A 21,533-nucleotide genomic window follows, 5' to 3' on the forward strand; every position below is an offset into this window, starting at 1 on the left:
GCGGGTATACCGCGACTGACCGAGTTGAGTGCAGCGCACATCGAGCGCAAACGGACGGAATTCCACGCGTGACGGAGTACCCCACGTCCCACGACGGCCCGCAGCCTGCCGCGGCGGGCAGCTCCGACGTGCCCGGGCCGCGGCGGGCGCGGCGGGGTGCGCGGGGCCAGGCCGCGCCCGGCTCCGCCGTGGGCGCGCAGAGCATGCCGGGCACCAGCGGCCCGGCCGGCCGCGGCGACCGGGGCAGCCCGGCCGACCCCGGCGACCTCGGCCACGGCAAGGCCCCGGCCGATGACGACCCGGCCGGAGTGCGGGCCCGCGACGGGCTCGCCCAGGACGCGGCTGCCGGCTCCGGCCCCGACGCCGCCCCCAAGGCGGTCCGGGCGGCTCCCGACGGCGCCGCCGGCCCGGGCGGCCCCGAGCGCGACCCCGAGGGGATCCCCCCGGCCCGGCCCTCCGGAGGCCACCGCAGCCGTGCGGAGGCCGCCCGGCAGGCCCGGGACGCCGCAGCCGCCCGGAAGGCCGCCGGGGCCGGTCTGCCGGGCCCGCGCGGCGGGACGGCAGCCTCCCGTACCCCGGCAACCGCACGTGCCGCCGGCTCCGCAGCGGGCTCCGCCACCGGCCCGGAGCTTCCTGTCGGTCCGTCACCGGCCGCCCCCGAGACAACGGAACCCGCCACCCTGACGGCAGCGGCAGCGGGTGGCACGGGTTCGGGTGCCGGCGGCGCCGTACCGGCGGGTGCCGATGCCACGGCCGCGCGCCGCGAGGGCGACCGGCTGCGCTTCGTGGGCGCCGCGACCCGGCGGATCGCCCGCGGCATCGACCTCGACGAGATCGTGCTCGGCCTGTGCCGGGCCACCGTGCCGACCTTCTCCGACGCGATCCTCGTCTACCTGCGCGATCCGCTTCCGGTCGGCGACGAGCGCCCGGTCGGCCCCGTCGTCTTAAGGCTGCGCCGCACGGACCGGCTGCGGCCGATCGACGAGCTCGGCACCGGGCTGGAACCCACCGGGAGCGCGGCGGCCACGGGGGCCGCCGGCGAGCTCGACTTCAGCCAGCTGCCCCTGCTCGGCCCGCAGGGCGACCTGCCCGCCGCCGAGCTCTGCGAGATCCGGCCCGGCGGGGCACTCGCCGAGGTGCTGCGCGGCGTACGGCCCGTCTTCGGGTCCTCCGCCGCGGCGCGGGCCGCGCTGCCCGAGCTGCTCGGCGCCGACCATCCGCTGCCGCGCGGCCAGCGGGCCGTGCTGGCACCGCTGCGCGGCCGACGGCGGGTGATCGGCGCCGCCGTGTTCCTGCGCAGCCCGGAGCGGCCCGCCTTCGAGCCCAACGACCTGCTGGTCGCGGCCCAGTTGGCCACGCACACCGCGCTCGGCATCGACAAGGCGGTGCTGTACGGTCGCGAGGCCTACATCGCCGACGAGCTGCAGCGCACCATGCTGCCGGACTCGCTGCCGCAGCCCACCGGGGTGCGGCTGGCCTCCCGGTACCTGCCGGCGGCCGAGACCGCCCGGGTCGGCGGCGACTGGTACGACGCCATACCGCTGCCCGGCAGCCGGGTCGCGCTGGTGGTCGGCGATGTCATGGGCCATTCCATGACCTCCGCCGCGATCATGGGCCAGTTGCGGACCACCGCCCAGACCCTGGCCCAGCTCGACCTGCCGCCCGGCGAGGTGCTGCACCACCTCGACGAGCAGGCCCAGCGGCTCGGTTCCGACCGGATGGCGACCTGTCTGTACGCCGTGTACGACCCGGTCGCCCACCGGATCACCATCGCCAACGCGGGACACCCGCCGCCGGTGCTGCTGCACCTCGGCGGCCGTGCCGAGGTGCTCCGGGTGCCCCCGGGCGCGCCCATCGGCGTCGGCGGGGTCGATTTCGAGGCCGTCGAGCTGGACGCGCCGGCCGGGGCCACCCTGCTGCTGTACACCGACGGCCTGGTGGAGTCCCGGCTCCGGGACGTGTGGACCGGCATCGAGCAGCTGCGGGAGCGGCTGGCGGCCACCGCCCAGCTGACCGGCCTGGACCATCCGCCGCCGCTGGAGGCCCTCTGCGACGACGTGCTCGACATGCTGGGCCCGGGCGACCGGGACGACGACATCGCGCTGCTCGCCGCCCGCTTCGACGGGATCGCGCCCAGCGATGTCGCGTACTGGTTCCTCGACCCGGAGGAGACGGCCCCCGGCCGGGCCCGCCGGTTCGCCCGCCGGGCACTGTCCCGGTGGGGTCTGGAGGAGCTGACCGATTCGCTGGAACTGCTGGTCAGCGAGGTGGTGACCAATGCCGTCCGGTACGCGGAGCGGCCGGTCACGCTGCGCCTGCTGCGGACGGACGTGCTGCGCTGCGAGGTCGGGGACGACTCCCCCCAGCTGCCGCGGCAGCGGCGGGCCCGGGACACCGACGAGGGCGGGCGCGGCCTGTTCCTGGTGAACCGGGTGGCCCGGCGCTGGGGGGCGACCCGGCTGAGCAGCGGGAAGGTGGTCTGGTTCGAGCTCGCGCTGCCGGGCGGGCGAGACCGGCACTGACGCCGGCTTTGACGGCAGGGAACGGCAGGGAACGGCACCGCCCGGCAGCCAAGGAGCTGCCGGGCGGTGGTGTTTACGGCGCGGGCGGTCTGATGCCGGTGTCCGTCGGGTCCGGGTCGGGCGCAGTCGGGGTGGTCTTCGTCGGGCCGGGCGGCGACGGCGGCGTCGGCGGCTTGGTGGAGCTGCTGCGCGTCGGGTCGGGCTTGTTGGGGCTGGAGTTGCCCGGGTCCGGGGTGACCGGCTGGGAGGACCGGGTGCTCGGGGTGTTCTCCGGCGAACGGCTGGCCGAGTTGGACGGGGAGGTGCTGCGGGTCGGCGTGGCCGGCTCGCCCATCTCCGCGTCCTCCAGGTCGAACTTGCCCGTGTCGACGCCGTTGAGGGCGGCCAGGGTGTAGGCCTGCCAGATGTCCGCCGGGAAGCTCGAGCCGCCCGCACGGCCACCGCCGGCGGTACCGGTGAGGGTCTTCTGCTTGCCGGTGCCCGGCTCCTCGCCGAACATCGCGACCACGGTGACCAGTTCCGGGGTGTACCCGGTGAACCAGGCGGCCACGTTGGACTCGGTGGTGCCGGTCTTGCCGGCGGCCTCGTAGGAGCTGCTGTGGACGTTCTTGCCGGAGCCGTCCTTGACCACGCCGGTGAGCACCTTGGTGACGGTGTCGGCGGTCTCGCTGCTGATCACCTGGCCGCCGACGGGCTCCATCGGCCGGTACTCGCGGGTCGCGTGCTTCGCCGACTTCACGATCGACGGGGTGATCTTCTTGCCGTGCCGGTCGAGGGTGGCGTAGACGCCGGCCATCTCGACGGTGTTGGCGCTCATGGTGCCGAGCGACATGGCCGGCGATTCGGTGGGCCAGCCCTCGCGGTCGGCCATGCCCAGCTCCAGGGCGGTCTTCTTCACGGCGGCCGGGCGGGCGTCCACGAACATCTGGGCGTACGCGGAGTTCACCGAGAAGTTCGTGGCCTCCTGGACGGTGATCTGGCCGTAGCTCTTGTTCTCCTGGTTCTGCGGGGCGAAGGGCTCGCTGGCGCCGACGATCGGTATCCGGCTGTCGCCGTTGTAGATCGTGTTCGGGGTGATCGGCTTGCCGTCCTGGGTTTTGGCCTTGGTCTCCAGTGCGGAGGCGAGCACGACCGGCTTGAAGGTGGAGCCCGGCTGGAAGTCGGTGCGCAGGGCGTTGCTCGACCACTTGGCGTCCTGGCCGGTGCCGCCGTACATGGCGACGATGGCGCCGGTCTTGGGGTCCACCGAGGTGGCGCCGGCCTGGACGTACTGGTCGACCGGGCGCTTCTTGGTGTCCTTGCGGTCGAGCTTGGACTCCAGCTCGTCCTGGACGGCCTTCTCCAGTGCCTTCTGCTTCTTGGGATCGATATTGAGGGTGATCGTCCAGCCGCCGGCCTTGATCTGGCCCTCGGTCAGACCCTGCCTGCGGAGCTCGGCGTCGGCGGCCTCCAGCAGGTAGCCCTTCTGGCCCTCGGTGCCGGGGGCCGGCTTGGGCTTGATCGGCTCCTGGAACTTCAGCGTCTGGCGCTTGGCCTCGTCGAGGGCGCCCATCTCGACCATGTTGGAGAGCACGCCGTTGAAGCGGATCATGACCCGCCTCTTGCTGTCCTCACCGGCGGTCGCCCAGTCGTACTGGCTGGGGGCCTGGAGGAGGGCGGCGAGGTAGGCGCCCTGTTCCAGGTTCAGCTTGGAGACGTCGATGCCGTAGTAGGCCTGCGAGGCGGCCTGGATGCCGTACGCGCCGCGGCCGAAGTAGCTGGTGTTGAGGTAACCGGCGAGGATGTCGTCCTTCTCCATCCGCGAGTCGACCTTGAGGGAGATCACCAGTTCCTTGAGCTTGCGGGTCGCCGTCTGGTCCTGGTTCAGGTAGTAGTTCTTGACGTACTGCTGGGTGATCGTCGAACCGCCGGCCTTGCCCTGGCCGGTGACGGTGACGAAGGCGCCCCGGGCCACGCCCAGGACGTCGATGCCGCGGTCCTTGTAGAAGGACTTGTTCTCGATGGCGATGAAGGCGGTCTGGACCTCCTTCGGGATGCGGTCGAGCGGAACGATCTCGCGGTTCTTCTCGCCGGTGCGCGTCATCACGGTGCCGTCGGCGTACTTGTAGACGTTGCTCTGGAGGATCGCGTCGGCGTTGGCGTTCTTGGGCTCGTCCACCCAGTAGTAGATCGCAACGAGGGCCGCCATGCCGAGCAGGATCAGCCCGAAGAACGTGCCGAGGATCTTCTTCCAGGTGAAGAGCCGCCGTATGCCGCTCTTCTTGCCCGCCTTGCCGGCGCCTTTCGCCGCGCGCCGCGCTCCGCGCTGCTTCTGCGCTTTGCGCGCTTCTGCTCGGCCCATCGCTCCCGCTCCGCTCGATTACCCCCCGACGTCAGCTCCGAAAACTAACACCGCAGGAATGGTCAAAGGTCGGCGAATGTCGACCAATACCGCCCAATTCGGACGTGAGAATCAGCACCCACTCCAAGGGAACCGACGCACAGGAGGGGGCCAGGGTTGCGGTCTCCCAATAAAGTGATATCACTTTGCTAGGGCCTGTAGCCCGCCGGACCGATCGAAACGGGGCGAACCATGACCGATGACCTGACCGATGCCGTGACCGGCACGACCGATGCCCGAACGTCCGCGAACGCGGCCTCGACCATGCCCGAGCCGCAGGTGCGGGAGTACCCCGCGCACAGCGTCGGCGGCGGACTGGCCCTGCTGGCCGGCCTGGCCGGTGTACTGGCGGGGGCGGGCCTGGTGGTTCTCGGCATCCTCGCCGCGGCCACCGCCGCCAAGGCCTCGCTGATCCCGCTGGGCATCCTGACCTTCCTCGGCGCGGTCCTCGCGATGAGCGGACTGAACATGGTGGAGCCCGGCCAGGCGCGGGTGGTCCAGCTGTTCGGCCGCTACCGGGGCACGATCCGCACCGACGGACTGCGCTGGGTGAACCCGCTGACCACGCGGGAGAAGATCTCGACCCGGGTCCGCAACCACGAGACGGCCGTCCTGAAGGTCAACGACGCCTACGGCAACCCGATCGAGCTGGCCGCGGTCGTGGTCTGGAAGGTCGAGGACACCGCGCGGGCGGTGTTCGAGGTGGAGGACTTCACCGAGTTCGTGGAGACCCAGACCGAGGCCGCGGTCCGGCACATCGCCATCGAGTACCCCTACGACGCGCACGACGAGGACGGCCTGTCGCTCCGCGAGAACGCCGAGGAGATCACCGAGAAGCTGGCGGCGGAGCTGCACGCCCGGGTCGAGGCGGCCGGCGTGCAGATCATCGAGTCCCGCTTCACGCATCTCGCGTACGCTCCGGAGATCGCCTCGGCGATGCTCCAGCGCCAGCAGGCCGGTGCCGTGGTGGCGGCCCGCAAGCAGATCGTCGAGGGCGCGGTGGGCATGGTCGAGCTGGCCCTGACCCGCCTGTCGGAGGATGGCATCGTGGACCTGGACCCGGAGCGCAAGGCCGCAATGGTCTCGAACCTGATGGTGGTCCTGTGCGGAGACCGCGCCGCCCAGCCGGTCGTCAACACGGGCACCCTGTACCAGTGACCCCGCCAGACCAGGACCCCCCCGAGCCGAAGCCGGCCCGGCCGGCCGCCCGGCAGGCCCGCAAGCAGGTGCTGCTGCGGCTGGACCCTCAGGTGTACGACGCCCTCGCCCGCTGGGCGGGCGAGGAGCTGCGCAGCGCCAACGCCCAGATCGAGTTCCTGCTCCGCCGGGCCCTTTCGGACGCGGGGCGCCTGCCCTCCGCGCCCGGACCGATCCCGCGCCGCGGCCGGCCCCCGAAGGCCGGTTCGGAATCGTGACAATCGCCGCTGACCTGCGGTGACAACACCATAAAGCGGTCCACTGGCCCGGCTATACACCGTGCGTATACATCGAGCGTATACACCCGGTGTACAGTCGGGCCATGTCCATCGGTCACACCCTCCTGGGCCTCCTCGAGGCCGGTCCCCGCCACGGTTACGACCTCAAGCGGACCTTTGACGAGAAGTTCGGCCACGACAAACCGCTCGCCTACGGGCAGGTCTACTCGACCATGTCCCGCCTCCTGAAGAACGGCCTCGTCGAGGTCGACGGCATCGAGGCCGGCGGCGGCCCGGAACGCAAGCGGTACGCCATCACCGACGCCGGCATCACCGATGTCGAGCAGTGGCTCGCCCAGCCCGAAAAGCCCGAGCCGTACCTCCAGTCCACCCTCTACACCAAGGTGGTCCTGGCCCTCCTCACCGGCCGCAGCGCCGCCGAGCTGCTGGACACCCAGCGGGCCGAACACCTGCGCCTGATGCGCATCCTCACCACCCGCAAGCGCAAGGGCGACCTCGCCGACCAGCTCGTCTGCGACCACGCCCTGTTCCACCTCGAGGCCGACCTGCGCTGGCTGGAACTCACGGCCGCCCGCCTCGACCGGCTCGCGAAGGAAGTCCGCCGATGACCCCCGCAGGTTCCCTCCTCACCGCCACCGCCCTGCGCAAGTCCTACGGACCCACGCACGCGCTCGACGGCGCCGAGTTCTCCATCCACCCCGGCGAGGTCGTCGCCATCATGGGGCCCTCCGGCTCCGGCAAGTCGACGCTGCTGCACTGCCTCGCCGGCATCGTCACCCCCGACTCCGGCTCCATCGCCTACGCCGGCCGCGAGCTGACCTCCATGAACGATGCCGAGCGCAGCGCCCTGCGCCGCACCGAGTTCGGCTTCGTCTTCCAGTTCGGCCAGCTCGTCCCCGAGCTGACCTGTGTGGAGAACGTCGCCCTGCCGCTCCGCCTGACCGGCGTCAAGCGCAAGCAGGCCGAGTCCACGGCACGCCAGTGGATGGAGCGGCTCCAGGTGGACGAGCTGGCCGGCAAGCGGCCCGGCGAGGTCTCCGGCGGTCAGGGCCAACGCGTGGCCGTGGCCCGCGCGTTGGTCACCGGTCCCCGCGTGATCTTCGCCGACGAGCCCACCGGCGCCCTGGACTCCCTCAACGGCGAGCTGGTCATGCAGCTGCTCACCGAGGCGGCCCGGTCGGCGAACACCGCCGTCGTGCTGGTCACCCACGAGACCCGGGTCGCCGCGTACTCCGACCGCGAGATCGTCGTACGGGACGGCAAGTCGCGGGACATGGAGCGGGTCGTATGAGCCTGCTCAAGGTATGGGGCCGCGATCTCGGCATGGGTGCCCGGTTCGCGCTCGCCGGAGGCCGCGAGGGCCTGCTGCGGACCCTCCTCACCGGCGTGGGCGTCGGCCTCGGCGTGGCCCTGCTGCTGGTCACCGCCTCCCTGCCGAACGCCTTCGGCCAGCGGGACGCCCGGACCTTCGCCCGCGAGACCGCCTTCACGGGACCGGAGGGCACGCTCTCCAAGGGCCCCGACACCCTGCTCATCGCCGACGTCAACCAGACGTACCGCACGTACGGGGTGGACGGCCGGCTGATCGAGCCCGAGGGCCCGAAGGCCCCGCTGCCGCCCGGGCTGAAGGCGTTCCCGAAGCCGGGCGAGCTCGTGGTCTCCCCCGCCCTCGACCGGCTGATGAAGACCGGCGAGGGCAAGCTGCTGCGCGAGCGCCTGGACGGCCCGATCGTCGCGACCATCGGCAAGGCGGGCCTGGTGGGCCCCGGTGACCTCTTCTTCTACATCGGCGCCGAAGGGCTGAAGGACGCACCGGGCCTGCCCATCCACCGCGTCGACTCCTTCGGCTCGGCCGTGGAATCGCCGCCGCTGGACCCGGTCCTCACCCTGCTCGTGCTGCTGGTGTTCGTCGCCCTGCTCATGCCCGTCGCCGTGTTCATCGCGGCTGCCGTCCGGTTCGGCGGCGACCGCCGCGACCGCCGGCTGGCCGCGCTCCGCCTGGTCGGCGCGGACGGCCGGATGGTCCGCCGGATCGCCGGGGGCGAGGCACTGGCCGGCTCGCTGGTGGGCCTGGTGCTGGGCGCCGGCCTCTTCCTGCTCGCCCGCGGCCTCGTCGAGCAGGTCGAGTTCTCCCAGCGCAGCGTGTTCGGCTCCGACCTCGAACCGACCCTCTGGCTGGCCGCCCTGGTCGTGGTCGCCGTACCCGCCGCGGCCGTCGGGGTGACCCTCTTCGCCCTGCGCGGTGTGGTCATCGAGCCGTTGGGCGTGGTCCGCACGGCCACGCCGCGCAAGCGGCGGATCTGGTGGCGGCTGCTGCTTCCGGTGGCCGGACTCGGCCTCCTGGCCCCGCTCATGGGACGGGGCAACGAGGCGGGCTACTTCAACGAATGGCAGGTCGGGGGCGGTGTGGTGCTGCTGCTGATCGGCATCACCGCCCTGCTGCCCTGGCTGCTGGAACGGATCGTCGGCCGGCTCGGCGGCGGCGGGGGCGGTGGGGTGTCCTGGCAGCTCGCCGTCCGCCGGCTCCAGCTGACCAGCGGCACCGCCGCGCGTCTGGTCAACGGCATCGCAGTGGCGGTCGCCGGGGCCATCGCCCTGCAGATGCTGTTCGCGGGAGTCGAGAACGACTACACGGAGGACACCGGCCACGACCCGAGCCGGGCCTCGCTGTCCGTCATGACCCGCGCCCCCATCGACCAGGTGGACGAGCTCGGCGCGGCGCTCGGGAAGGCGAAGGGCGTCACCCAGGCCGTGCCGTTGGCCGGCACCGCCGCCGCGCACCAGCCCACGACTCCGGGCAACGCCATCAGTGTCACCGTCGGCAGCTGTACGGCCCTCGCCGAAGTCGCCACCCTGCCCTCCTGCCGGGACGGGGACGTCTTCCTCCTGGGCGGTCCCACCCCCGAGGAGCGGGCAAAGGCGGGCGACAAGCTGTTCGTCGGAAACATCTACGGGCACCCGGACGCGCCGGCACCGGGCGTATGGACGGTTCCCGCCGCGGCCCGGCCCGCGACCGCCCGCCCGAGCCCGTTGGGCAACCTGCAGACCGGTCTGCTGGTCACCCACGCCGCCGCGCCCAAGGGAGACTCGAGCCTGGGGTACTCGCACGTCTACGTGAAGATCGACCCCAAGGTCCCGGACGCCCTGGACCGGGCTCGCAATGCCGCGTTCAAGGCGGACCCGATGGCCGTCGCGATGACCATGCAGCAGCGGGCCACGACCCCTCGGTTCTCCTCCATCCGGACCGGGCTGTTCGTCGGCGCCGCCGCCGTGCTGGTGCTGATCGGCGCGAGTCTGCTGGTCTCCCAGCTGGAGCAGCTGCGCGAGCGCAGGAAGCTGCTGTCCGCGCTGGTCGCCTTCGGCACCAAGCGGTCCACCCTGAGCCTGTCGGTGCTCTGGCAGACCGCCCTGCCCATCGGCCTGGGAGTGGGCCTGGCGATCGCCGTCGGCCTCACCCTGGGCACCGTGCTGATGCGGATGACCAACGTTCCGGTCCGGATCGACTGGTCCTCGGTGGCCGCCATGTCCGGCATCGGGGCCGGCGTGGCCCTGCTGGTGACCCTGCTCAGCCTGCCGCCGCTGCTGCGGATGATGCGGCCGGACGGTCTGCGCACCGAATGATGGCCGGCCGGTGTGGCCCGCGGACCTGCTCCGCGGGCTATTCCGCGGGCCACACCGGCAGCGGCCGTACGGCCTCGCGCAGCGCCGCCGCGACCGCCCGGAACTCCTCGGCCCGGGCGGTTCCCGTACGCATGGCCAGGGCGATCCGCCGGGAGGGCGCGGGCTCGGCGAAGTAACCGGTGGCCAGGTACTCGTTGCGGGTGGTCTCCAGCCGCAGCGCGGTCCGCGGCAGCAGGGTCACCCCCAGCCCTCCGGCGACCAGTTGGACCAGGGTGGAGAGCCCGGCCGCGGTGGTGGTGACGGCGGCGCCGTCGGTGCGGCCGGCCTCCCGGCAGATGTCCAGGGCCTGGTCGCGCAGGCAGTGCCCCTCGTCGAGCAGCAGCAGGTGCAGCCCGCGGAGCTCCTCGCGGGGGATGTCACGGCGCCCGGCGAGCGGGTGCTCGCGGGGGGCGAGCAGGACGAAGTCCTCGTCGAAGAGGGGGACTTCGGTCACTCCGGGCACCCCCAGCGGCACCGCGAGCAGCAGCAGGTCGAGGCGCCCGCCGGCCAGCCCGTCCAGCAGCGAGGAGGTCTGCTCCTCGTGCACCTGGAGCTCCATCCCCGGCCAGCGCCGGTGGAACAGCCCCAGCACGGTGGGCAGGAGGTAGGGCGCCACGGTGGGGATCACCCCGAGGCGGAGCACTCCGGTGAAGGGGGCCCGTACCGCCTCGGCCTCCTCCAGCAGTCCGCCCATCGCATCCAGCACCACCTTGGCCCGGGCAGCGATCCGCTCGCCGGCCGGGGAGAGCAGCACCTTGCGGGTGGTGCGCTCCAGCAGCTGGACGCCGAGGGCCTCCTCCAGCGCGGAGACCGCCCCGGAGAGGGCGGGCTGGCTCATGCCGATGGCCGCGGCGGCGTCCCGGAAGTGCAGGTGCTCGGCGACCGCGGCGAAGGCGCGGAGCTGGGCCAGGGTGGGCTGCTTCGCTCCCCTGTTACCGATAACCACTGATAGGTACCTCCGATCGCTCGGCACAAGACTAGCTATTTCTGTAATCAATGCAGGTGTGTCAGCATGTGAGATCAGTCCAACCCCCTCGGAAAACCCCCAAAAAGGGCATTTTCCATTCCGCAAGGAGAGCACGTGCTCACTGTCGGTGACAAGTTCCCCACCTACGATCTGACTGCCTGCGTCTCGCTGGAGGCCGGCAAGGAGTTCGCGCAGATCGACCACAAGACCCACGAGGGTCAGTGGCGCGTGGTGTTCTTCTGGCCGAAGGACTTCACCTTCGTCTGCCCGACCGAGATCGCCGCGTTCGGCAAGCTGAACGACGAATTCCTCGACCGTGACGCGCAGATCCTCGGCGTCTCCGGCGACTCCGAGTTCGTCCACCACGCCTGGCGCAAGGACCACGCCGACCTGCGTGACCTGCCCTTCCCGATGCTGGCCGACTCCAAGCACGAGCTCATGCAGGCCTGTGGCGTGCAGGGCGAGGACGGCTTCGCGCAGCGCGCCGTCTTCATCGTCGACCAGAACAACGAGATCCAGTTCTCGATGGTGACCGCCGGTTCCGTGGGCCGTAACCCCAAGGAGGTCCTGCGGGTCCTCGACGCCCTGCAGACCGACGAGCTGTGCCCCTGCAACTGGACCAAGGGCGAGGACACCCTCGACGCCGGCGCGCTGCTGGCCGGTGAGTGACGCATGTCCCTCGACGCCCTCAAGTCCGCCATACCGGACTTCGCCAAGGACCTGAAGCTGAACCTCGGTTCGGTCATCGGCAACAGCGACCTGCCGCAGCAGCAGCTCTGGGGCACCGTGCTGTCCTGCGCGATCGCCGCCCGCTCGCCGATCGTCCTGCGTGAGCTGGAGCCGGAGGCGAAGGCGAACCTGTCGCCGGAGGCGTACACCGCCGCCAAGTCCGCAGCCGCGGTCATGGCGATGAACAACGTCTTCTACCGCACCCGCCACCTGCTCTCCGACCCGGAGTACGGCACCCTGCGGGCCGGTCTGCGGATGAACGTCATCGGCAACCCGGGCGTGGAGAAGGTCGACTTCGAGCTGTGGTCGCTCGCGGTCTCCGCGATCAACGGCTGCGGCCAGTGCCTGGACTCGCACGAGCAGGTGCTCCGCAAGGCCGGCGTGGACCGGGACACCATCCAGGAGGCCTTCAAGATCGCCTCGGTGATCCAGGCCGTCGCGGTCACCCTGGACGCGGAGGCGGCACTCGCCGCCGAGTAGTCCGCGCCCACGCGCATCAGGGGCCCCGCCATCCGGCGGGGCCCCTTCGCGTTCAGCCCTTGCGGACGGCGTCCATCAGCTTCCGCATGTCCTCGATCAGGGCGTACTTGACCGCCTCGTAGTCGAGGGTGTCGGTGATGACCTCGTTTGTCGGGGCCCCGTTCTTGTCGAGGCGATCGGCGCCGCTCAGCCACAGGGTCAGGACGGCGCCGCCGTCCAGCACCTGCAGAGCAGGCATCCGCCCGGCCTGGTCGGTGTACATGACCGCCCGCTCGCCCAGGCCGGACACGGTCGCCGATTCCATGCCGGCGAACCGCTTGCCGGGGCCGCTCAGGCCGAACTCGACCCCGGGATCGGCCTTCCGGTGCACCTCGATCTCGGCGGCCCCGTGGTAGCGGATCCGGTCACCGGACTCGGTCTCCTTGCCGCGGACGGAAAATACGCACACCGCCCAGTCCAGCGCCGCATTGCTCTCCCGCGCGGCCTGCCCCGTTTGCAGTCCGGGCAAGGCCGCGGTCAGCGCGGACGCCTTGAACGTGTCGCAGAGCCGCTCCGGCGCCTCGTACGCCACGTCCGGCGCCGCCAGTTCGTCCCCGTACGCGTACAGCCCGCCCGCCCATACCGCGGAGGCGGCCAGCACCCCGCCCAGGGCCCAGAGCCACCCGGGATACCGGCGCCGGTCACGCGGAGCCGCGGGCTCCACCACCTCCGGTGCCGCTGGTGCCTCCGGTGCCGCCGCAGACTCCCATGCGTCGTCCAGCTCCGGATCCGTGATCACGTCCGCCCCCCCCTGATTCCGCTACTTCTTCAGCGCCGCCAGCAGCGCCCGCATGTCCTCGATCAAAGCAGCCTGTACGGCCGTTGGGTCCATCCGGGCGGGTTCACTGTCAGGTGGCCTTTCGCCGAAGTCGGTGGCCGAGGCCGACAGCCGCACCACCGCCCCGCCGTCCAGGACCTTCAGCTCCACGGAGTCGTTGTCGTACGCCACCAGCATGAGCGCCTGCTCGCCCAGATCCGGCACCCGGGACGGCTCCGTCAACTCCTCGTACAGCAGCGGCTCGACCTCGAACTCGGCCGCGGGGTCGGTCTTCTTGTGGAGGGCGACCCGGGCGGTCACGAAATAGCTCAGGCCGGCCGTCTCCTGGCCCCGATCCGACAGCATGCAGACCGCCTGGTCCAGCGCCGGGTGCGCGGCTTCCCGGTGTTCGGGCGCGCTCCGGTGCAGCGAACCGGCGATTCGGGTCAACGCCTGCGCCTGCAGCTCGTTGCAGAGGTTCTCCGGGAGCCGGTACGCCACCTCCGGCGCGGCCTCCCGCTCCGTGACCACCGCGTACAGGCCGCCCGCCCACAGCACCGAGCTCGCCAGGACTCCGCCCAGCGCCCACCGCCAGGGCCGGGCCGTTGACCGAGCCGGCCCGGTGGACGGCAGGTCCGGCGGGCGGGGGTCCTCCCACCCGCCGTCGAGCTCGGGCTCGCTGATCATGTCCCGCCCCCTACTTCCGCAGTGCCGCGACGGCCGCGCGCATGTCCGCGATCATCGCAGCCTGGACAGCCGCTTCCTCCGGGTCCGGCGGAAGCTTCGTACCCTCGTCCCAGTCGTTCCCGGACACATACCAGTCCGTCTCCAGGGTGAACACCGCACCGCCGTCCAGGACCTTCAGCCGGGGGCCGCGGCCGGGCCCGGCCCCGTACATCAGGGCCCGCTCGCCGAGGCCCGCCACCTCTGCCACCTCGACCGCGTCGAGCGACTCGAAGGGCTCGGCCTCCAGCCCCGCGTCGAACTCCACCGCCGGGTCGGCCTTCTTGTGCAGTTCCAGCGTGAACGTCACGTCGTAGGAGAGGAAGGGCTTCCCGCCCGATTCCTGCTGCGGCGTCGGCGCCGTACCGAGCGCGCACCAGGCCACCTCCGCCGTCTCGTGCAGCCGTTCGGCCTCGCGCGCCTGCGGGCGGAGGTTGCCCACGAGCCGGGTCAGGGCCTCCGCCCGTACCTTCTCGCACAGCGCGGCCGGATTCTCGTACCGGATCGGCGGCCGTCGGTCGCGGTCCGGCACGAAGAACAGCCCGCCCGCCCACAGCACGGATGCGGCCAGGGCTCCGGCGAGCACCGGCTGCCAGGCCGGGCGGCTCCGGCGCTCCCCCTCCGGCCCCGCTGTCCCCGCCCCTGCGGTCTCCACCGTGTCTGCCGGGCGCTCCGGGAACTCCGAACTGCCCTCCAGCTCAGGTTCGCTGATCACCCGGCCGACTCTCCCCCTGGTCGGTGGCGGCGGTCACGGCGTAGGCCGTGGCTCCGTGCGGTCCCGGACCGACGCGCATCTCGCGCTCGTGCGCCTGCACGCGCAGGTAACCGACGACCGTGTTGGTCACGGCGACCAGCGGCACCGCGACCACCGCGCCGCCGATGCCGGCGATCATTCCGCCGGCCGCCACCGAGAGCACCACCGCGAGCGGGTGGACCCGCACCGCCCGGCCCAGGATGAACGGCTGGAGCACGTGCCCCTCGATCTGCTGCACGGCGAGGACGACGAGGAGCACCATCAGTGCCGTGAACACCCCCTGGGTCACCAGGGCCACCACCACGGCGAGCGCGCCGGAGACCACCGCGCCGACCAGCGGGATGAAGGCGAACAGGAAGATGAAGACGGCCAGCGGCACCGCCATCGGCACGTCCAGGAAGTAGATGCCGAGGCCGATGAAGATGGCGTCGATCAGGGCGACGATCACCGTGCCCCGTACGTACGCGGTCAGGGTGCGCCAGGCGCGCGGGCCGGCGCCCGCGACACCGGGGCGGGCGACCGCCGGGACCAGGCCCAGCACCCAGTGCCAGATCCGCTTCCCGTCGTACAGCAGGAAGAGGGTGGAGAACATGGCGAGCAGAATGCCCGTCAGCACCTCGACCATCACCGTGACGCCCTGCAGGCCGGCCGAGGTGATCTGGTCCGTGTTGGAGCCGATCGTCTCGGTCAGGTTCTTCGCGATGTCGTTGATCTGCTTCTCGGTGACGTGGAACGGACTGTCCAGCGCCCACAGCTTCAGCTCGTTGATGCCGTCCTTGACCCGGTCGGAGAGGTCGTCCAGGTTCTCCATGACCTGCCAGACGACGAACCAGCCGACCAGTCCGATGATCACGAAGCCGAGGACCGCGGTGACGGCGGTGGCCAGGCCGCGCGGCAGGCCGGCCCGGCGGAGCCGGACCACGAAGGGCTGGAGCATGGCGGTGATGAGCAGGGCGGCGGCGAACGCCAGCACCACCAGCCGCACCTCGCTGATCATCTTCATCAGCACCCAGAGCATGCCGGCGAGCAGCAGCAGCCGCCAGCTGGCCTCGGCGGCCACCCTTATGCCCCAGGGCACCATGCTGGCCGGGTCGGGGCGGGCGGTAGCCAGGCCGGGGTGGGCCTCAGGAGCCGGCGCGGCTACGGACACGGCGACTCCGGAGGCTGCGATCACCGGCGCCGGTTCCGGTGCCGGTGCCGACTCGGCCGGTGCCCCCGGTGCCGCGGCCCCTGCCGCTGCCGCCGGTGCCGCCGCTGCCGCCCCCGGTGCCGGTGCCGATCCCGCGGCCGGCTCCGGCTCCCCCATGGACTCGGCCTCGACTTCGGCACGCCGTTCGTTCAGGCGGGCCTCCATCCGGTTCAGCTTGTTGCCGAGCCGGCCGAGCCAGCCTGCTCTCTTCGCCATCTCGTTCCCTTCTCCCCCGGACTCGTCGACCGTACACGCGAGGAGCCCCGCACCGTAGGACGGTGCGGGGCTCCTCTCGGTTGAGCGGAGGCGGCAATGCCGCGACCCTCTAGTACCAGTTGTTGGCCTGCCAGAACGACCAGGCGCCGCAGGGGCTGCCGTAGCGCTTGTTCATGTAGTTCAGGCCCCACTCGATCTGGGTGGCGGGGTTGGTGCGCCAGTCGGCTCCGGCCGAGCCCATCTTGGACCCGGGCAGCGCCTGGACCAGGCCGTACGCGCCCGAGGACGGGTTCTGCGCACGGTAGTTCCAGGTGGACTCGTGGTTCACGATGTTGGAGAAGCACTGGAACTGGCCGGCCGGGACCATCTGCTTGGCCATGGCCTTGACCTGGGCGACCGTGTAGGAGCTCTGGGGCGCGAAGTCGGAGCTGTCGCGGGTGGCGGAGCGGCTGGCGACCTGCTCCTTGTCCTTCTCCTCGCGTTCCTTCTTCGCCTTGGCCTCGGCGGCTGCCTTCTTCTCCTTGGCGTCCTTGGCGGCCTGGATGCGTGCCGACTCCTCGACCGACTTCTTGGCCTCGGCGTCGGCGGACAGGGCAATGGCGTCGGCCTGCTGCGTCAGGGACGCCGTCTGGACCGCTGCCTGCTCGCCCACCGGAATGTCCGCGAGGAGCGTGGTGCCCGATGCGGTGGTTTCGAGATCGTTCGAGGGGTCGCCCGTGGCAACGCCCACGACAGCGCCGACGGTGGTGACCGCAGTGGCAGATGCCACCGCGAATCCCCGGACCGAGATCCGGCTCACACGATGTCCTTCCAGCAGCGACCGCAACGTGACCGCAGCGGTTGCAAGAGCGCCCCTTGCACTGGCCTCCGGGTAGTGCGGTCACTGGAGGCAACTGGCCCGTGGCGGGCGGCATACGGCGGTCGAATCTTGAATTGTGGGTACAGCTGTGCCGTATGCGGGGCCTGACGGAAAACAGACTCTGCCGGACCCGATGCCGCAAGGCAATTCTCCGTTGCGTGTGAAAGCTCACACCTGGGATGTCACCTGTGGTTTGAGCAAACACCTGTGCAAGGGGACGCCGCCCGGCTAGGCTCCTTCGCCTTTGCCGGACGGCGCCAACTTCCCTTCCACCTATGGGGTGTTTTGCGCGGATTCGCTTAGAGGGATTCGAGCATCTCGGTGACCAGCGCGGCGATGGGCGAGCGCTCCGACCGGGTCAGCGTGACGTGCGCGAAGAGCGGATGGCCCTTCAGCTTCTCGACCACGGCGACCACTCCGTCGTACCGGCCCACCCTGAGGTTGTCCCGCTGGGCCACGTCATGGGTCAGGACGACCCGGGAATTGGCCCCGATCCTGGACAGAACGGTCAGCAGGACGTTCCGCTCCAGCGACTGGGCCTCGTCCACGATGACGAACGCATCGTGCAGCGAGCGCCCGCGGATGTGCGTCAGCGGCAGCACCTCCAGCATGCCGCGGCCCAGCACCTCCTCGATCACCTCACGGCCGGCCACCGAGGAGAGGGTGTCGAAGACCGCCTGCGCCCAGGGGCTCATCTTCTCGCCCTGGTCCCCGGGCAGATAGCCGAGCTCCTGGCCGCCCACCGCGTACAGCGGCCGGAAGACCATCACCTTCTGGTGCTGCCGCCGCTCCAGCACGGCCTCCAGGCCCGCGCAGAGCGCCAGGGCCGACTTGCCGGTGCCGGCCCGGCCGCCCATGGAGACGATCCCGACCTCCGGATCCATCAGCAGGTCGAGCGCGATGCGCTGCTCGGCACTGCGGCCGTGCAGCCCGAAGGCCTCCCGGTCGCCGCGGACGAGTTTCACGTTCCCGTCGGCGGTCACCCGGCCCAGCGCCTTGCCGCGCTCGGACTGCAGGACCAGACCGGTGTGCACGGGCAGTTCGGCGGCCTCCGGGACATAGAGCCGCTCCTCGGAGTAGAGGAGGTCGATCTGCTCCCCGGCGAGCGCGAGCTCGCTCATGCCGGTCCAGCCGGCATCGGTGATCGCGAGCTCCGCCCGGTACTCCTCGGCGAGCAGACCCACCGACGAGGCCTTGATGCGCAGCGGGAGATCCTTCGACACGACCGTGACGTCGTACCCCTCGGCCTGGAGGTTGCGGGCGACCGCCAGGATCCGCGAGTCGTTGTCCCCCAGCCTGAAGCCTGCCGGAAGTACCCCGGGGTCGGAGTGGTTGAGCTCGACACGGAGGCTGCCGCCCAGATCGCCCAACGGGATGGGGGCGTCGAGGCGGCCGTACCGGACCCGGAAGTCGTCCAGCAGGCGGAGGGCCTGCCGGGCGAAGTAGCCGAGTTCGGGATGGTGCCTCTTGGCCTCCAGCTCGGTGATCACCACGATCGGGAGCACGACCTCGTGCTCGTCGAACCGGGAGAAGGCGTTGGGGTCTGCCAGCAGGACGCTGGTGTCGAGGACGTAGGTCCGCCTGTCGGGCAGGCGGCGCTTTGTGCTGGTCACCACGGAAGGACGTACCCCCTCGGAAGAGGTCGGGCCATGAAGACCGGACCGGTCATCGGCTCCCATGCCAGGGCCGATTTCCGGCCCTCCACTCCGTCCGTGCGAACCGCACGTGCGTCCTGGTGCAAAGGGCCTCCCGGGCGGACGGCCCCATGCCGTCCGCTGAGACTCGAAACCCGTGGATCGGGCATCGACCTGCCAGTGATATTCCCTCGAACGTGCTCTGCCATGCCATGGCATATGACGGACGCTCGGTGAATCGCTGGTGAAGGCTTTGCGAGGGGGGTCCGGGGGGCTGACGGGGCTTCCGAGGAACCGTCAGGTGCCGTAGCGCCGGTGCCGGGCGGCGTAGTCGCGCAGTGCCCGGAGGAAGTCGACCTTGCGGAAGGCCGGCCAGAAGACCTCGCAGAAGTAGTACTCGGAGTGGGCGCTCTGCCAGAGCATGAATCCGGACAGCCGCTGCTCGCCGCTGGTGCGGATCACCAGGTCCGGGTCGGGCTGGCCGCGGGTGTAGAGGTGCTCCGAGATGTGGTCGATGTCCAGGATCTCGGCGAGCTCCTCGATCGAGGTGCCCTTCTCGTGGTGCTCCAGCAGCAGCGAGCGGACCGCGTCGGCGATCTCCTGGCGGCCTCCGTAGCCCACGGCGACGTTGACGAGTATCCCCTTGACGTCGGCGGTGGCCTGCTCGGCCTCCTTCAGTACGGCCTGGGTGTGCGCGGGCAGGATGTCCAGGTTGCCGACGTGGTGGACGCGCCTGCGCCCGTCCGCCGCGAGGTTCCGTACGGTGTTCTCGATGATCGACAGCAGGGGGCGGAGCTCGACCTCCGGCCGGTCCAGGTTGTCGGTGGACAGCATCCACAGGGTGACGACCTCGACGTCGGTTTCGTCACACCAGCCCAGGAGCTCCGAGATCTTGTCGGCTCCGGCCTGATGGCCCTGCTCGGTGGTACCGCCGGACGCCTTCGCCCAGCGCCGGTTGCCGTCCAGGATGACGCCGATGTGCTTGGGCACCGCGGCATGGTCGAGGCGGCCTTCCACCCGGCGTGCATACAGCCTGTACACCAGGTCGCGCAGCTTCACGATCCTTCTGCCCCTCCGTGCAATGCCCCCGTGCGATTGCGGTCCCCCGAGTGCGCCACATTACTGCGCACCGGAAGGACTGGCCCAACTCGGTCTGTCACAAGTCCGTGATAGGGAGGACATCGTGACTGATACCAATCCCTATCGGGCAGAGGCTTCGCGGTACGACTCCATGGAGTACCGGCGCACCGGCCGCAGCGGCCTCAAGCTCCCCGCGATCTCCCTCGGCCTCTGGCACAACTTCGGCGACGACGCGTCCCTGGAGTCCCAGCGTGCCATCCTCCGCCGAGCCTTCGACCTCGGCGTGACCCACTTCGACCTGGCCAACAACTACGGGCCGCCGCCCGGCTCGGCCGAGCTCAACTTCGGCAAGATCTTTGCGCAGGACTTCGCGTCCCACCGCGAGGAGCTGGTGATCTCCACCAAGGCCGGCTACCTGATGCACCCCGGCCCGTACGGCGAGTGGGGCAGCCGGAAGTACCTGATGGGCTCGCTCGACGCCTCGCTGAAGCGGATGGGCCTCGACTACGTCGACATCTTCTACTCGCACCGCTTCGACCCGGAGACCCCGCTGGAGGAGACCATGGGCGCGCTCGCGTCCGCGGTCCAGCAGGGCAAGGCCCTGTACGTCGGCATCTCCTCCTACACCGCCGAGCAGACGGCGGAGGCCGCCCGGCTGCTGCGCGAGATGGGTGTGCGCCCGCTGATCCACCAGCCCTCCTACTCCATGATCAACCGCTGGACGGAGGAGGACGCCCTGCTGGACACCCTGGAGGAGGCGGGCATGGGCTGCATCTCCTTCGTGCCGCTCGCCCAGGGGCTGCTCACCGGCAAGTACCTGAAGGGCATCCCGGAGGGCTCGCGCGCCACCCAGGGCAAGTCCCTGAACCCGGAACTGCTCTCGGACGAGGTGGTCCGCCGCCTCAACGGGCTCAACGAGATCGCGGCCCGGCGCGGCCAGTCGCTGGCCCAGCTGGCACTGAACTGGGTGCTGCGGGACGAGCGGATGACCTCGGCGCTGATCGGTGCGTCGAGCGTGTCCCAGCTGGAGGAAAACGTGGCGGCCCTGGCCGGCGCTCCCCTCTCGGACGCCGAACTGAAGGAGATCGACTCCTTCGCGGTGTCCACCCCCGGCACCAACATCTGGGCCCAGCGGGGCTGACCTGCGCTTTTGCGCGGAACGTGGTGAGAACAGAAAACGGGCCGGTCCGTGGGGGGGATACGGACCGGCCCGAGGGGGGGGTTCCACCATAACCCTTCGTAAAGCGTCCTGCGTGCATTGGCGCGAAACGATTACGCTCCGAAGCCGCCCAGGAGCACTCCGGTAAGGGCCCCGCCGGCCATGAACGGGCCGAACGGGAAGGCCGTACGCCGCCCCGCCCGCCCGGCAAGGAGCAGGCCCAGGCCGTACAGGGCCCCGTACAGGAACCCCAGGAACGCCCCGACGATCCATACCCCCCACCCGTACCACCCAAGAGCGACGCCGAGGGCGAGCGCGAGCTTGACGTCGCCGAAGCCGATGCCGGCCGGGTTGATCAGGAACAGCAGCAGGTACGCCGCGCCCAGCCCGGCCCCGCCGGCCACCGCGCCCGGCCAGGACCCGCCCGCGCCGGGCAGCGGGGCGACCGCCCCGAGCCCGGCGGCTGCCGCCGCGGCCAGCGGCAGGGTCAGCAGATCGGGCAGCCGGTGCACGGCGAGGTCCACCAGGGCGAGCAGGAGGAGTACGGGGGCCAGCCCGACGTAGACGGCGGCCTCGGGCCGCGCCCCGACCGCGGCCCCGACCGCGGCGCACACCGCCGCGCACACGGCGGTGACCCGGCCGGTGTGCGGACCGTACCCGTCCGGGCGGGCCGGGGTGGAAGCCCGGCAGCGGGCGAGCCCGAGCCAGCCGCCGAACCGGCCCCCGAGCGGGTGCCCGCCGGGGCACCGGCCCTGCCAGGGCTCCCCCGGTTCCACCGAGAGCCGGTACGCGACCCGCGGCAGCAGCAGCCCGGCGGCCACGCCGTAGGCCCCGGCAAGAACGATCACGAGCACGCCCATCCCGCCGACCCTAGGCATGCCCGGCCGGAAGGGCCATGGGCCCGGGGGCCCCATTCCCCCTAACCTGGACCGACCGGCACTCCGGGACT

Annotated in this window: 19 protein-coding genes; 9 read left to right on the forward strand and 10 right to left on the reverse strand. The window is 71.3% G+C overall.

Going from position 1 to position 21,533, the window contains the following annotated elements:
* Positions 1-68 precede the first annotated feature (68 nt).
* Complete coding sequence (locus tag ABT123_RS22010; protein WP_502971015.1) at positions 69-2,522, forward strand: SpoIIE family protein phosphatase; 2,454 nt, start codon at positions 69-71, stop codon at positions 2,520-2,522.
* Positions 2,523-2,595: 73 nt separating this feature from the next.
* On the opposite strand, the gene ABT123_RS22015 is transcribed toward ABT123_RS22010, so the two are convergent.
* Positions 2,596-4,863, reverse strand: a complete 2,268-nt coding sequence (locus ABT123_RS22015; protein ID WP_351317234.1) for a transglycosylase domain-containing protein — start codon at positions 4,861-4,863, stop codon at positions 2,596-2,598.
* Positions 4,864-5,166: 303 nt separating this feature from the next.
* Here ABT123_RS22015 and ABT123_RS22020 point away from each other — a divergent pair, with 303 nt between their 5' ends.
* From ABT123_RS22020 to ABT123_RS22040, 5 genes are all read left to right on the forward strand, one after another.
* Positions 5,167-6,060, forward strand: a complete 894-nt coding sequence (locus tag ABT123_RS22020) for an SPFH domain-containing protein (RefSeq protein ID WP_351317545.1) — start codon at positions 5,167-5,169, stop codon at positions 6,058-6,060.
* Positions 6,057-6,317 (forward strand): type II toxin-antitoxin system antitoxin, encoded by a 261-nt coding sequence (locus ABT123_RS22025; protein WP_351317237.1) that lies wholly within the window; start codon positions 6,057-6,059, stop codon positions 6,315-6,317. The genes ABT123_RS22020 and ABT123_RS22025 overlap by 4 nt, the downstream gene beginning before the upstream one ends.
* 104 nt (positions 6,318-6,421) lie before the next feature.
* Positions 6,422-6,946, forward strand: a complete 525-nt coding sequence (locus ABT123_RS22030; RefSeq protein WP_351317240.1) for a PadR family transcriptional regulator — start codon at positions 6,422-6,424, stop codon at positions 6,944-6,946.
* Positions 6,943-7,629, forward strand: coding sequence for an ABC transporter ATP-binding protein (locus tag ABT123_RS22035; RefSeq protein ID WP_351317243.1), 687 nt, complete (start codon positions 6,943-6,945; stop codon positions 7,627-7,629). Before ABT123_RS22030 ends, ABT123_RS22035 begins: the two co-directional genes overlap by 4 nt.
* Positions 7,626-9,959, forward strand: coding sequence for an FtsX-like permease family protein (locus ABT123_RS22040; protein ID WP_351317246.1), 2,334 nt, complete (start codon positions 7,626-7,628; stop codon positions 9,957-9,959). The genes ABT123_RS22035 and ABT123_RS22040 overlap by 4 nt, the downstream gene beginning before the upstream one ends.
* Before the next feature lie 37 nt (positions 9,960-9,996).
* Here the strand turns inward: ABT123_RS22040 and ABT123_RS22045 are convergent, their stop codons facing one another.
* On the reverse strand, positions 9,997-10,944 hold the full coding sequence (locus tag ABT123_RS22045; protein ID WP_351317249.1) for a hydrogen peroxide-inducible genes activator: 948 nt from the start codon (positions 10,942-10,944) through the stop codon (positions 9,997-9,999).
* Positions 10,945-11,079: 135 nt separating this feature from the next.
* On the opposite strand from ABT123_RS22045, the gene ABT123_RS22050 reads away from it, so the two are divergent.
* Positions 11,080-11,634 (forward strand): peroxiredoxin, encoded by a 555-nt coding sequence (locus ABT123_RS22050; protein ID WP_150209491.1) that lies wholly within the window; start codon positions 11,080-11,082, stop codon positions 11,632-11,634.
* 3 nt (positions 11,635-11,637) lie between these two features.
* A complete protein-coding gene (locus ABT123_RS22055) occupies positions 11,638-12,174 on the forward strand; it encodes an alkyl hydroperoxide reductase (RefSeq protein WP_150209490.1) in 537 nt (178 codons plus the stop codon).
* A 52-nt stretch (positions 12,175-12,226) separates the two neighbouring features.
* On the opposite strand, the gene ABT123_RS22060 is transcribed toward ABT123_RS22055, so the two are convergent.
* From ABT123_RS22060 to ABT123_RS22090, 7 genes are all read right to left on the reverse strand, one after another.
* A complete protein-coding gene (locus tag ABT123_RS22060) occupies positions 12,227-12,952 on the reverse strand; it encodes a hypothetical protein (protein ID WP_351317253.1) in 726 nt (241 codons plus the stop codon).
* Positions 12,953-12,973: 21 nt separating this feature from the next.
* The gene (locus ABT123_RS22065) at positions 12,974-13,657 is read right to left on the reverse strand and encodes a hypothetical protein (RefSeq protein WP_351317256.1); all 684 of its coding nucleotides are present in this window, start codon (positions 13,655-13,657) and stop codon (positions 12,974-12,976) included.
* A gap of 10 nt (positions 13,658-13,667) precedes the next feature.
* On the reverse strand, positions 13,668-14,408 hold the full coding sequence (locus tag ABT123_RS22070; RefSeq protein WP_351317259.1) for a hypothetical protein: 741 nt from the start codon (positions 14,406-14,408) through the stop codon (positions 13,668-13,670).
* Positions 14,392-15,852, reverse strand: a complete 1,461-nt coding sequence (locus ABT123_RS22075) for an AI-2E family transporter (protein ID WP_351317262.1) — start codon at positions 15,850-15,852, stop codon at positions 14,392-14,394. The genes ABT123_RS22070 and ABT123_RS22075 overlap by 17 nt, the downstream gene beginning before the upstream one ends.
* A gap of 109 nt (positions 15,853-15,961) precedes the next feature.
* Complete coding sequence (locus ABT123_RS22080) at positions 15,962-16,651, reverse strand: aggregation-promoting factor C-terminal-like domain-containing protein (RefSeq protein WP_351317265.1); 690 nt, start codon at positions 16,649-16,651, stop codon at positions 15,962-15,964.
* 359 nt (positions 16,652-17,010) lie between these two features.
* The gene (phoH2, locus tag ABT123_RS22085; protein WP_351317267.1) at positions 17,011-18,327 is read right to left on the reverse strand and encodes an RNA 5'-3' helicase PhoH2; all 1,317 of its coding nucleotides are present in this window, start codon (positions 18,325-18,327) and stop codon (positions 17,011-17,013) included.
* Between the two features lie 315 nt (positions 18,328-18,642).
* On the reverse strand, positions 18,643-19,404 hold the full coding sequence (locus ABT123_RS22090; RefSeq protein WP_351317270.1) for an isoprenyl transferase: 762 nt from the start codon (positions 19,402-19,404) through the stop codon (positions 18,643-18,645).
* 124 nt (positions 19,405-19,528) lie between these two features.
* Between ABT123_RS22090 and mgrA the strand changes: the two genes are divergently transcribed.
* Positions 19,529-20,566 carry an L-glyceraldehyde 3-phosphate reductase gene (gene mgrA / locus ABT123_RS22095; RefSeq protein WP_351317273.1) on the forward strand — a complete coding sequence of 346 codons (1,038 nt, stop codon included), beginning with the start codon at positions 19,529-19,531 and terminating at the stop codon, positions 20,564-20,566.
* Positions 20,567-20,697: 131 nt separating this feature from the next.
* On the opposite strand, the gene ABT123_RS22100 is transcribed toward mgrA, so the two are convergent.
* Positions 20,698-21,444: a prepilin peptidase gene (locus ABT123_RS22100; RefSeq protein ID WP_351317276.1), complete on the reverse strand. Its 747-nt coding sequence runs from the start codon at positions 21,442-21,444 to the stop codon at positions 20,698-20,700.
* Between the last annotated feature and the right edge of the window lie 89 nt (positions 21,445-21,533).

Origin of the sequence: Streptomyces sp. NPDC002054 (assembly GCF_040296685.1) — a bacterium.
GTDB lineage: Bacteria > Actinomycetota > Actinomycetes > Streptomycetales > Streptomycetaceae > Streptomyces.